The following is a 13,381-nucleotide window of genomic DNA, read 5'->3' on the forward strand; positions in this document are numbered from 1 at the left end:
CGAGAGCCTTTCATCGGCATTTGAGTTCCCTTTGAGGAAACAGTTTGTTTCCCGGTGTGAAACTGGTAGTTTCAAGGCATGAAACTCCTGGTTTCAAGCAATGAAACTGTTGGTTTCTCGGTATGAAACTGAGAGTTTCAAATGATGAAACTATTGTTCACCTAAGGGGATGTTTTTTACCGGTTCGTATTAATTATATCCCGGGTTCTGTTTCAGTGTATGATCCGCTCCCATCATATCCCGTGGGATAGGGAAGATATCCCAGTGTGAGTCTGCATCGGGCTTCTTGTCCCACCATTCTTCCGTACAGTACAATCCCCAGCGGATAAGATCAGTCCGGCGGCGTCCTTCGGCAAGGAATTCACGTCCCCATTCATCGTAAAGCTCATCTTGCGTCAGGGTTACTGTACCTTCGGGTTTGTACAGGTATTCTGCCCATGTATCTTGCGGATAGTTACGTTTGCGTACCGCATTCAGCAGTTTTGCAGCCCCGTCCACATCGTTTGCTTTGAACTTACATTCCGCCAGTGAGTAATAGATTTCCGCCAGACGAATTTCATTGTAATCGGCTTCGCGTTTACCCGCGTCTTCGTCGCTGTAGATGGGATACTTCACAAAATGCCATCCGGAGTTATGGTCGCCGGTATTCATGTTTGAAGTGCGGTCGGCGGGAAGTTGATCCGGAGCGAGTTCGTGAAATACTCCTACCTGGTCGCGGATGTAGATTTCATATCCTCCTACGGGGGAAGTTACTTTCTTTTCGGTGCCGTCATCGGCGATATAAGGCAGGTAGCCATAAAGGAACATACCTTCACGGGTACTGTTGCCCAGGTTCTTATACATGGTCAGGCGATAATCTTGCGGATATTTCTTGAATTTGCTGACAAATTTGCCGAGTTTGAAGTTGTATTCATTATTATTCAGGTCGAGACTGGGTTGCAAGGCATATTTGGTATTGAAGTCTCCTTGTTTGAAAGCACCGAAGTAGAAACGTGCATTGACAGGGACGGCCCACCAGTATGTATCACCCGAATAGTGCCAGTAACTACGCCCGTAGGACGACGGGAAAGCAAAGATGGTTTCGTTGCATTTATCGTTTGTCCAGTCGAAAACTTCGTCCCAGGTCTTTCCCAGTTCGTAGAAGCCATAGTCACCGTCCAGAATATTTTGGGCATAGGTGGCACATTCCGTATATTTAGAAGTGCCGGTCCATTTTTCTGCATTCAGATAGAGGCGTACTAACAATGCGGCTGCACCGGCTTTGGTCCATTGTCCTTGTGCTATCCCGTTTCCGGCATTACCATTTTTGGCAGGCAATGCTTCGATAGATGTCTTCAGTTCCGTTTCGATAAAGCTGAACAGTTCCTGCGGCGTCACTTGCCCGACGGAGTTCTTGCTCTGATCCAGGCTGACAGCTAACGGTACATTGCGGAAAGCATCCAGCAGACGAATGTAGAACCATGCGCGTAATGCTTTGTTCTGCGCGATGAAGTTATCCATTTCCGGCTGTGACATATTGAATTTGGCAGGGTCCAGCTTTTGCAGGTCATCTATGACGGAATTGGCCTGCATAATTCCGGTGAAACAGTTTTCCCATTCACTTTTGATGGATTCATTGTCGGCAGCCCAGGTGTGGTAGTGCAGATATTGCCATTTGGCATTGTCATACCACCAGCCATCGCGTGCCCAGGTACCCAATTGATCGGCACAACACTCTTGCAAAACCTGGCGCGGCCCGATGCTGTAGAATCCATGTTCGAAGGGGCGGAATGTAGCTTTGATAATATCATCCTTTGTATTGTAATAGTTGGTAGACATGATTTGGTCGTATACCGTTTCCGTAAGGTCGGTGCATGCGCTGAGGGAGCCGAGAAGCAATGCTCCTGCCAGCGAACCGGTTAATATATTCTTGAGTTTCATATTTCTATTGTTTTTAAGGTTATACATTTAGAAGTCTAATTGAACACCGAACATTACCTGTGTAGTGGAGGGATAGTATCGGCGGGTACCTTCCGTACCGTTCAGGTTCACACCCGGAGTCAATCCGTTGGTCTGGTAAGTCGAAGGATCTACACCATTGAAACCTGTAATGGTGGCAAGATTCTTTCCGGTGACGTAGAGGCGGGCACTGTCCAGCCATTTGTTATTGATCTGGAAAGTGTAGCTTAGGGTTACCATATCGAGCTTCACATAGTCGCCGCGTTCAATGAAATAGTCGGTCAGCACATTCTTACCTTTCTTAATGGCCGCATTCTTGGTATATGCTTTTTTCAGCACATTGCTTTGCATACTGGGAATGCCCCAATAGAAGTCGTGTACATTGAAGAGGTCGAAGCCGAAAGCACCACGCAGGAAGATGGTCAATCCCCAGTTCTTATACGTCAAGGTATTGGTCATGGAAGCTGTGAACTTGGGAAGTCCGTTACCGGTTACCCGTTTGTCTTCTTCTTTGGCATCAGATATTTTAATCATCTCCGTATTGTCTTTGTTCCATACTACCCAGTCGCCATCGGCATCAATACCGGCATATTTCCAGGTGTAATAATTACCCAGGCGTTGTCCTTCTTCTATGCGTTGCAACTTGCCCGGTTGATTCGGACTTTCCATATTCGCCAGATCGTAATAGTTCTGTCCGGTGAACTCGTTGTTGGAGAATTTGAGGAACTTGTTCTCATTGGTGGCGCCTACCAGATTGACGGTATAGCTGAAATCTTTCATCTTCACTGCCTGGATATTCAGATCGACTTCAATACCGGTGTTGCGCATGGTACCTACATTGACAAAAGTGGTAGAGAACAAGTACGGAGGAACGGGCACATTGTAGTCGCCCAGCAAATCTTGTTGCTTACGGTTGTAGTAATTGACCGAACCGCTCAATATTCCTTTAAACATGCTGAAGTCCACGCCGATGTTCCAGTTTTTACCTTTTTCCCATTTCAGCCCCGGATTAGGATTCTTACCTGCACCCCATACAGTGAAGTACTGACCGTTGTAGTAGTAACTGCCGAAACTGCTCATGGTAGACAAAGACAGGTAATTACCGAAATCCTGATTACCGGTTACACCGTAGTCACCACGTATTTTCAGGTCATCAATCCATGTGATGTCTTTCATGAAAGCTTCTTCGCTGATACGCCAACCGGCAGATACAGCGGGGAAATAACCCCATTTATTGTCATCTCCGAAGCGGGAAGAACCTTCGTATCTCAAAGAAGCGGTCATCAGGTAGCGGTTTTTGTAGTCATAGCTCAGGCGGCCGAAGAAAGCAATCAGTTTAGAATCGCTTTTGTTGGTACCCATTTCGTTGCGTCCTTCTTCCTTGGCCCATTCACCGGAACCGAGGTTGTTGTACAGAAGTCCGTCGGAAGAAAAATCCTTATTGGCGGCATTCAGACCTGAATTCTGGAAGTATTGATACGAGTAGCCTACCATGGCGCGGGCACGGTGTCCCTTCAATTCCATAGCGTAGTTGCCTAGCCATTCAAGACTATGCTGGCGGTACTTGCTGTAAGTGCGGCTGGCTTCTCCTTTATAGTCGTTCTTCATAGCCAGGCGGCTTGTAGAAGGACGGAACCAGTAGTCGAAATTATCCGATTGCTGGTCGGCAAAAGTCAGTTGCGTACTGAGGGAATGAATGGAATGACCATCTTTGGCAAGTAGGGGAAGTAAGTTTAGCTTCACAGTGGCATCCCAGTCCAATAGTTTGGTTTCACCACCGTTTTGTTCCAGCTTCAGTTCCTCTACAGGATTCCATAAGGCTTCCTGCCCGGTGAAGTCAGAATAAAGATTCGGATTTTCCGGATCAAACAGTGGGGTAGTGGGGTTGGCATCCATGGCTATCTTGAATGCATCCCAGGAGGAATTTTCACGGTAAGCGATACGCGGTGCGATATTTACGGAGAAATCTAACAGTCCGTTTTTAGTGGTATGGTTGATAGAGGCGCGTGCACCATACTCTTCGCGACCGGAACGTATATCGATACCGGTTGCATTGCGGTAATCCACACTGACGCGGTAATTACTCTGGCTGGTGCCGCCGGACAATGTGACGGTATGCTGGTGGGTGAAACCGGTACGGGTAATCTCGTCAATCCAATTGGTAGCTCCACCCAGATCACTGGTCGGATTGTTGGGAACACGGTATTCGCGGAACTCTTCGGCAGTCAGTTGGTCGAGTTCATGCAGAGGAATACTGGCGGTCAGCATACCATTATAGGTCGCATGGAATTTACCGTCGCGTGATCCCTTCTTGGTTGTGATGACGATTACACCGTTGCTACCTCGTGTACCGTAGATAGCGGAGGCTGCACCGTCTTTTAGAATATCCATGGAGGCGATATCGTTGGGATTGATATTCGTCAGGTTACCACCGGGAATGCCGTCGATTACGATCAACGGGCCCAATCCGGCAGCACGTGAGGAAATGCCGCGAATCTGGATACTTGCCTGGTTGTTAGGGTCGGCGGCAGCTGTGTTGGTTACGGATACACCGGCCACTTTTCCCTGTATCATCATGGAAGGATCCAGACTGCTGATATGGAGAAAATCCTTACTGGAGATGTGTGATACGGCAGAAGTAAGTTCTTTCTTATCCAGCGTTCCGTATCCGATAACGACTACTTCGTTCAGAGCCTGCACATCGTCTTCCATACGAATATTGATAGTCTTACGCCCGTCTACTTTCACTTCCTGTGTTTTGTAACTGATGAAGGAGAAGCGCAGGGAACTTGTGGGGCGGACGGTCAGCGAATATTTACCGTCGACATCAGTTATGGCTCCGTTAGTGGTTCCTTTTTCTGCAACGGATACGCCAATCAGAGGTTCATTGTTGGTGTCCGTCACTATTCCTGATACTTTGACTGTTGCATTTTGGGCGTTCAGTAATGCAGGGAGTAGGAAGAACATTCCAAGGAGTACATGAAAGTACATTTTCCAAGGATAAATCTTAGTTTTCTTTTTCATGGTACAATGATTTAAATGAGTTAATAGGTTCAATGAATTTTTTCCTTGGGACAAATGTATTTCGTATAGGCGGGAGAAAAAAGCAATGAAGACGGGATATAGAATGATAAAAGGAGGAATACGTTGATATTCAAATCAATGCATTCCTCCTTCCAACGGAAAATTAAGGTCTGTTTTAGAGCCTTTTCAAAGATATTGCGGGGCTAAATTCCTTTCTTTATTTGCATAATGTATTCTTCGAACTCTTCTTTCGGTACAATTGTTTTTCCTTTTACCCGTGCCTTATATACATATATAGTATTAATAGATAAGTTGAGGAATTTGGCAATCCGCTCGTTCTCGGTTACCCCCAAACGAATCAGGGCGAAGATGCGCAATTCTGGTGGCAGGTTGCCTGCCTCATCCAGAATCACCTGGTCTTCCGGGCGGAAGAATTTATTGTATTCCGTCAGGAAATTCGGGAAGAGCTTCAGGAAAGTCTGGTCGAAGGATGAGAACATATTCTCCCGTTCGGACTTTATATCGAACTCTTTATGCGTGATTTGTAAATCATTGAATTGGCGTGCTTTCAATTTACGATCCTGCTTTTTCAGCAGATTCTCTACTTTGTCCAGGTAATCGGATTTGCCATAAAGAGACTGGAAGATATATTGGTCCTTAATCTCGTTGGACTCTTGCAGTTTTCCATTCACTTCTGATATTTCATTGAATTGCTGTTGAATGGATTGTTTGGCAGTTTTCAGCTTTTTCATCTGCTTATAAATGATGGACAGGGTGACTAAAAGAGAGATGACCAGCAGGCTCATTACCGCCAATGATATTGTAACTTCCCTTTTCCTTTCTTCTATCAGGGTGAGGCGTTGCTTCTCAATGATGGGGAGTATAGTGTTTATTTCCATCTTACGGTGTCGGGCATTGTAGAAGTTTGTTTCCTCCAGTGCTATCTGAATGTATCTGCTGGCACGTAATACGTCTCCTTTGCCATACAGATAACTCGAAAGTTCTTTTTTAGCAGTCGTTTCCCGGGTGGCGGAGCGTATATCCTGTATAGCTGATAGTGCCATGTAGTAAATGGCGTGTTCAAAATCTCCCATCCCTATGTACATACGTCCCAGCATGGAGTAGATGATTGCTTTTTCATGCGGACAAACGTCGTAATCATTCAGCATTTGCTTGTACATCTGTATTTTCTTCTCATTGTCACCTACACTGAATTTGAAAGCTTCTATTTTCTGGTGGTAGAAAGTGTGGTCGGGGGTATACAGTAGGGCGGAGTCACAGTAGAGGGTTATTTTCTTGTTGTAATCAGCATTGAAAGGGGTACCTTCATTGTAACTGCTCATATCGGAATACAATCTCATACAGAGCTGGTAGTATTCCGACTTAATGGAGTCCGGGGCATTTGCAACATGAATGGAACGCATCATGTCATATGCTTCTTTGAATAAACCGGTGGAAAGGTAACAGTAAAACAGGTTACAATCTGCCTGAATAGATAGATTCTTATCGGTCAGGCGGTGTGATATTCCCTCTGTTTGTATGGCGTAGGAGTAAGCTGAATCGTATTGATAAGTGATATATTCATTAAACAGACGGTTGCAAAGGTTATACTTTTCCTGCTGGTTCTTGACGTATCGGAATTGCTGTTTGATGTCTTCTAACTTCTTTTCTTTTTGCTGGTAGTAGATTTCACGGTGTTCTATCTCGCTATCGAGGACAGAGAGTATAGAATCCACACGTTCTTTGGCGGATAATCCAATAATCTGGCATAGGAGCAAGAGGCTGAATAGGTATTTCATGATATGATGTGGGTTAAGAAAGTACTGCAAAGTTAGAAAAATATTTTTTTTATCATCCTGCAATATACGTTTCTATTTTAATCTTCTGCAAATTCTTCTTCTTCCTGTTGGTGAGAGAGGTACTTTGGAACCTTTTTCCTTTCTTGCATGTTCCCTATCATTTTAGATACAGAAGCTGATTGCTTGGCTGATGAATTTCTCTTATTAGGATATGTTTAACTGTTTAAAAGAAGGATTTATGAATGAAGAAAAAATGAAGAGTTTCACTTCTTATATGTTTCATGTGATGGAGGAGTTGGAACTTGAGGAACGTTTTGGTACGTTGCACGTTTATCGGTATGCACTACGTGCCTTTACAGGTTTTGTAGGAGGTGGTGAAATCTTTTTCGGTGCCTTGTCGCGTCGGTCGTTGAAGTTGTTTGAGCGACACCTGCGCGACCGGCTTTGTAGTTGGAATACAGTTTCTACGTATACCCGTGCTTTGCGTGCAGTTTACAATCGTGCTGTCGATGCAGGGCTGATTGCTGGTGAATATCGTTTATTCAGTGTGGTGTTTACAGGGGTAAAATCTGAGCAAAAACGTGCTTTGAAAGCGGAAGAAATGCATTGTCTGTTGGATGCAAAAGAGTTGCCCGGAAATATCCGCCAATCCCGTGACCTGCTTTCTTTGATGCTTCATCTACAGGGTATGCCTTTTACTGATCTTATCCATCTGCATCGGGATGATTTACGAACTGATCTTTCCGGACATACTCTTCTGACCTGCCGTCGACAAAAGACAGGAAGCGAATTGCAGGTTTCGGTTACCGATGAAGCAATGAAATTGATAAATTTGTATCGTAGCACTGACCCCACTTCACCTTATCTATTGCGTTTCTTAGATGGGAAACTGGGAGGAGAGGTCGTCTATCGTGAGTATTGCCGTCAGTTGCGCATATTGAATTATGGGCTTTTAAAACTTGCTTCATATTCTGGTTTGAAGGTACTGAAGGTAAGTTCATACACGGCGCGTCATACATGGGCTACGCTTGCCAAATACTGTCAGATACCTGAAGAGATGATTTCTGAGGGGTTGGGACATTCTTCTCTTGAAGTCACCCGAACTTATTTAAAAAGTTTTGAAGGTGGAGAAATGGCAAAGGCAAACCAGATGATAATTGATTACATTTATTCTGGAAAGAAAACGATGTGGAGTAGGGCTTAAATCTCTGTTATTCCGTAAGTAACGGAAAATTGTTTCTACCACAAAGTTATGAGTTTTTTCTTTAAAACAAATAATTATTGATAAATTTAACTGATATTTCATAGAAAAACACGACTCTGGCAAGACAAACAACCGAAAACAGACATATTATGGTCTTCTTGACTATGAGAACACACATCATTCTCTCTATCCACGTTGCTACCTTTTACATGGACCTGTGATTTTTTACGCTCATTTTTACGTAATTTCATATTCAGATGCCCGCCGTGTCCCTATAACGCCTTATATTTCCTGTATTTGCGTGCTTCCGTTACTTACGGAGTAATACCTTTGTATACTGTTACTTACGGAGTAATAGCTAAATATTTGCTTATGTTGACAGAATTAACACAGACAGCTATTGCCGTTTTATGCGACATTTCTGCGGGTAGCCATCCCTATCGTACAGCTCAACTTCATATTGATCCTGAGTATTTGATTGGTATTTTGACAAAGTTAGAAACAGGAGGTTTGGTGCGTCATAGAGATATTTCTTTTGCAGATACTCTTTCCTCCTATGAGTTAGTCCGTCCTTATACGTCCATTTCTTTGCTTGATATTCTGGAAACTCTCGACGAACATCTTAACTGCAATTATCCTACCAGTGAAGAAATGTATCAACAATATCGTGCAGCGGCTAACCGCTTGGGGATAATAAACCACATGACTCGAATTTATTTATCTGAAATCAAACTGAATGACTTGTAATGAGAAGGTTGCTGCATATATTTGTCTACAGCGTTTGCCTGTTGCAATTTCCGGCATTTGCAAGTATTGCCGATTCAGCAGGAATGAGAGTTGAAGTAAGCCAAACTCTTATTAAATCCTTTCATGATAGTATCTGCCATAATTCCTTATTAGTACATTTCCGTTTCAATTGTTCATTGGTGGAATCTGATTATATGGATAACCTGCATGCATTGGAATGTTTTTCTGCTTTGTTTTCCGACAGCATTTCTGCTCTGTCTGTTGATACGATAATTATCACCTCTTGTGCATCGCCCGAAGGGAATGTCCAGCATAATTTTCGTCTGGCCCGTCAGCGTGCTGTTAGTGTGAAGGAGTATCTCCTTGGGAAATATTCATATCTGAGTCAGGCTCGTATTCTTATTTATTCACGAGGGGAAGACTGGACAGGACTTCACCAGTCAGTAGAGCTGGATAATGATATTCCCAACCGGACGGAAGTGTTGCAGATACTGAATGAAGTGCCGGATACAGAGCGTTGTAAAGTGCTTTTGCAACATCTGAACCGTGGAGAAGCTTATCGGTATATTGATGCACATTTGCTTCCTCAGCTTCGCAATGCGGCAGTGTGCACCGTGAAGAGGAAAGATGTGAAACATAAAATGATGCTTTCTGTCGGTTCTTTGCCATATAAAACACAACATACTATATCTTCTCTCATACCCCATGAGGAGAAGGAGTTTCTTGATAAGTTCAGAATACCTGATAAGAAGTCCTTTTCTCCTTCCTTTGCTTTAAAGACAAACCTTCTGTTCGACCTTGCTTTTGCTCCAAACATTGAATTGGAATTGCCTTTTGGTAAATCTAACCGCTGGTCTCTGAATGTTGAATGGATATTTCCGTGGTGGTTGATTGATAATGACAAGTTTTGTTTTCAGCTGCTTTCCGGTAGTTTGGAAGGGCGCTATTGGCTTGGAAATCGTACAATTCGCCAGACTCTTACGGGACATTTCCTTGGCTTCTATGCAGGTGGAGGTAAGTACGATCTGCAATGGAAGGAGAAAGGATATCAAGGGGAATTTTATATTGCCTCGGGTATCAGCTATGGATATGCTGTACCTGTCGCTTCCCGTTTAAACCTTGAATTTAGCATCGGAATCGGTTTGCTAAGAACTGATTATAAACATTACCGGGCTATCGATAATTACCGTACACTGCTTTGGCAAAATAGTGGAAACTATACATGGTTTGGGCCAACAAAAGGAAAAATCTCACTGGTTTGGTTGTTGGGACGTAAACAGAAAGGGAGGATGAAATGAGGGTGGTAGGTAATAGAAGGATGAAACTGATAGTTGATGAAATGGTGTGCATTATTCTGTGTAGCCTGTTATGGGGATGCGAACGCCGTGAATTGACCTACTATATGGAAGCTGAAGTTACTGTGACGGCGGACTGGAGTTGTGCGGGATTGGAAGAGGAAAAGGAGGAGGGCGCTACGTTAATCATTTTCCCGCAGGATGGTAGTGCTCCCCGTATCGTATTGACAGGTGAACGCGAGCATACTACTGTACGCCTACCTCTGGGTACCTATGATGCCGTGTTCCTGAACCGATCATTCACCGATTTCAATAATCTTCTGTTTCGTGGGTATGATGCCTTGGAATCTCTTGAAGCATATGCTAAAGATGTGGAGACGCGTGCATCTACGCGTGTCATTGTCTCTTCTCCTGATAAACTGGCTTCGGCTACAATACGAAACTTTGAAGTGACGGGTGAAATGCTGGGTAATTATGTTGCTCCGGTTTCATGTGACGTGAGTTCCGGCAATTCCTGTAAAATGCACTTCACGCCTATACCACTTGTCCGAAGGGTACAGGTGACATTGAATGTGAGAGGTTTAAATAATGTACGTAAGGTACGTTGTACATTGAACGATGTACCTCTCTCGGTTTTTCTTCACAACGGACATGCAGGTGAGGAACTGGGTAGTCAGGAGTTTACTGTTGGGAGCCCCGTCTATGAGGAAGGTTCATTCACTGAGGGTAAGTTGACAGGTATGTTCGATGTATTTAGCCTTGACCGTTTAATGTCACATTCAATGACGCTGAAAGCTTTGTTGGTAGATGGTAAGACGGTAGTGGAACAAGTGCTGACTGACGTAATTGTAAAAGAAAAAATAGATGACGTTGGGAGCATTACATTCTATATAGATGCCCCCATTCCTGAAACTATTCCCGATGTGAAGCCGGAAGGAAGTGCAGACTCCGGATTTGATGTGGATGATTGGAAAGAGGATGAGGAAATAGACATACCGATATAAACAAAGAATTGTGATATCATGAATTTAAAGGTGAAACTCTTTTATTAATTAAATATGTATCAAGTTATGAAAACAAAATTTTTATTCTGGGCAGTGGTGGCAGCTATGGCTGTGACGGGATGCTCACAAAATGAAGTTCTGGAAACAAGGCCGGATACGAACCGCACCATTGGTTTCGGAGTGTACACAGGTACGCAGACAAAAGGTTTGGTTACGGACAATGCAACTAATCCATCGGAGGGAGGGACAGCCACGACCAATGGTCTAAAAATGACCGATAAAGGTTTCGGTATCCTTGCCTATCAGACCACTGGAAACTATTCAACCGGTGGAGCCAAAGGTACATTTATGGATAATGTACATACTACATGGAATGCCACAGGCGGTAGTGGCAGTGGTGTTTGGGAATATTCTCCACTGAAATTCTGGCCGGGAAATAGCACGGATAAACTCTCTTTCTTCGCTTATGCCCCGTATGTAAGTACGCCAGGTACAAGTGGTATCACATTGGCGAATGCTACGAACTCTACAGATCCACTTCTGACCTTTAAGTTGCAGGATAATCAAAAAGACATGATAGATTTAGTAGCATCTAAAATGGAAGATCAACAACAAAGTTCTTCTAATGGTAAAGTTACTTTTACTTTTGGACATATGCTTACCCGTGTAACAATGCTGGCTAAAACTAGCGTAAATACAAATGCCCAAACTAAAGTTTTTATCACAGGCATCAAATTGAAGCATACCACGAAACTTGCCCAAGAAGCAACTTACAATATGCATAGTGATACATGGACGCTTCCACAAACCTCTGAAACAACAAAGTTCTTAGAGAGTCCCTACCTTATTGCAGCTACTACGGCTAATGGTGTACTTAAGACAAGCAGCACATGGAATGATTACACTACAGCTGGCGTTGAAGTGAATGGGACAGTATCCACTCTGTTTGCCACTGATCAATACTTGTTCTTCATCCCTATTGACGGAACGGGTACCACTGCGGACGATGATGTAAAGGCAGAAATCTCCTATGATATCGTGAGCATTCCTACTGCCGTTTCTACCACTACTACAAAATCTTCTTTTACCAAAGAAGTAAATTTAGGAACTGGTGTATTTGCCAAAGGGAAAGCTTATAAATTTACGTTTACCATAACCTTGAATGCGATTGAAATAGCTGTAACGGATAACCTTGATTGGAATACTGATGAAGATAAACCTGTTACAGTAAATTAAACCAGGTGTTTTTTATTTCAATACCTTCTAACCAAGCCCGGACAAGGTTGAATCTCCTTTTCCGGGCACACGATCAAGAAAGTAAATCGAAAGATATGAAAGGAATAAAACTCTCAACTTTTGCCACCCGCTGTGTATTGCTCACTACTTGTTGCGCATTGCTTACCGCCTGTTCGCAAACTGATGAAACGGAAGTGTTGTCTGTTTCCATTGGCTTTGTACCTACTGTAGAGGCACAGACGCGTGGAATAGATTTTACCAAAGATAACCTTACTTCTTTAGGCGTACTGGCTTATCTCACACAGGGAAGCAGTTTCAACGCTTTGTCCTCCACTCCAAATTTCATGTACAACCAAGAAGTGACGAAAGCCACCGGAGCCTCTACATGGGAATATACTCCCACGAAATTCTGGCCGACCAATAGTAACGATAAGATTACTTTCTTTGCCTATGCACCGCATAATGCCAAAGGCTTAACACTGCCGGCTGCTACCGACAGGGGATATCCTTCATTTACTTATCAGGTGCAAGTTGCGGAAGCGGCACAAATAGATTTGCTTGTCTGCACTCCTTTGATGAATCAGACTTATGCTACTAATAGCGGAAAGGTGAAGTTCGTGATGAACCATGCATTGACAAAGATTGCTATTTATGTGAAGAACAATGATAATGTGTCAGAGAAAACGATAACCGCTTTCTCTATCCGGGGAGTGAAAAGTGGAACTTTGACCTTTCAATCTTTGGATACCGATAGCAAAGGATTCGAGTGGAATTATCCTTCGTCCGTCCCAATGGAAACATTTACCACTACTATCACTAATTTCTCTGTACCCATCAATAGTGCTACAGAAAAGAAGTTGCTTTCTACTTTCTTCCTACTACCTAACGGATCGGGAAATACATTCAACATCACTTATAAATATACAGGGGCGAATGGTACTGAGACCATTGTTTTGAATAATCAACCTTTGCCTTCGTCCGATAAATGGAAACCGGGAACTTTGGTAAGCTATATTATCAGTATCGATACAAAATCGGGAGTTTCTGTAACAGTAAATAGTAATCCAGCATGGGGTAACGGTGGTGCGGAAACTGTGGACGGTAGTGATATGGAAACAAGATAATTATTAAGAA

At 43.5% G+C, this 13,381-nt stretch carries 9 protein-coding genes; 6 read left to right on the top strand and 3 right to left on the bottom strand.

The genetic code is table 11. The features are described 5' to 3' along the window. Positions 1-189 precede the first annotated feature (189 nt). The 3 genes from K429_RS0119705 to K429_RS0119715 all read right to left on the bottom strand — a co-directional run bounded on the left by K429_RS0119705 (position 190) and on the right by K429_RS0119715 (position 6,761). Positions 190-1,920, bottom strand: coding sequence for a RagB/SusD family nutrient uptake outer membrane protein (locus K429_RS0119705; RefSeq protein ID WP_029327789.1), 1,731 nt, complete (start codon positions 1,918-1,920; stop codon positions 190-192). 27 nt (positions 1,921-1,947) lie between these two features. Then, positions 1,948-4,962 (bottom strand): SusC/RagA family TonB-linked outer membrane protein, encoded by a 3,015-nt coding sequence (locus K429_RS0119710; RefSeq protein ID WP_029327790.1) that lies wholly within the window; start codon positions 4,960-4,962, stop codon positions 1,948-1,950. 203 nt (positions 4,963-5,165) lie between these two features. Then, positions 5,166-6,761, bottom strand: a complete 1,596-nt coding sequence (locus K429_RS0119715; RefSeq protein ID WP_225979524.1) for a DUF6377 domain-containing protein — start codon at positions 6,759-6,761, stop codon at positions 5,166-5,168. A 238-nt stretch (positions 6,762-6,999) separates the two neighbouring features. On the opposite strand from K429_RS0119715, the gene K429_RS0119720 reads away from it, so the two are divergent. The 6 genes from K429_RS0119720 to K429_RS0119745 all read left to right on the top strand — a co-directional run bounded on the left by K429_RS0119720 (position 7,000) and on the right by K429_RS0119745 (position 13,371). Continuing rightward, a complete protein-coding gene (locus K429_RS0119720; RefSeq protein WP_029327791.1) occupies positions 7,000-7,965 on the top strand; it encodes a site-specific integrase in 966 nt (321 codons plus the stop codon). Between the two features lie 372 nt (positions 7,966-8,337). Next, positions 8,338-8,712 carry a hypothetical protein gene (locus K429_RS0119725; protein WP_029327792.1) on the top strand — a complete coding sequence of 125 codons (375 nt, stop codon included), beginning with the start codon at positions 8,338-8,340 and terminating at the stop codon, positions 8,710-8,712. Further along, positions 8,712-10,010, top strand: a complete 1,299-nt coding sequence (locus tag K429_RS0119730) for a DUF3575 domain-containing protein (RefSeq protein WP_029327793.1) — start codon at positions 8,712-8,714, stop codon at positions 10,008-10,010. Before K429_RS0119725 ends, K429_RS0119730 begins: the two co-directional genes overlap by 1 nt. Positions 10,011-10,030: 20 nt before the next feature. After that, a complete protein-coding gene (locus tag K429_RS0119735) occupies positions 10,031-11,011 on the top strand; it encodes a DUF5119 domain-containing protein (RefSeq protein WP_231501899.1) in 981 nt (326 codons plus the stop codon). Positions 11,012-11,077: 66 nt separating this feature from the next. Continuing rightward, positions 11,078-12,247 (top strand): fimbrillin family protein, encoded by a 1,170-nt coding sequence (locus K429_RS0119740; RefSeq protein ID WP_029327795.1) that lies wholly within the window; start codon positions 11,078-11,080, stop codon positions 12,245-12,247. Positions 12,248-12,342: 95 nt separating this feature from the next. Next, positions 12,343-13,371, top strand: coding sequence for a fimbrillin family protein (locus tag K429_RS0119745; RefSeq protein ID WP_029327796.1), 1,029 nt, complete (start codon positions 12,343-12,345; stop codon positions 13,369-13,371). The last annotated feature ends 10 nt before the right edge of the window (positions 13,372-13,381 follow it).

The organism is Bacteroides sp. 14(A), from assembly GCF_000526555.1.
Classification (GTDB): Bacteria; Bacteroidota; Bacteroidia; order Bacteroidales; family Bacteroidaceae; genus Bacteroides; species Bacteroides cellulosilyticus.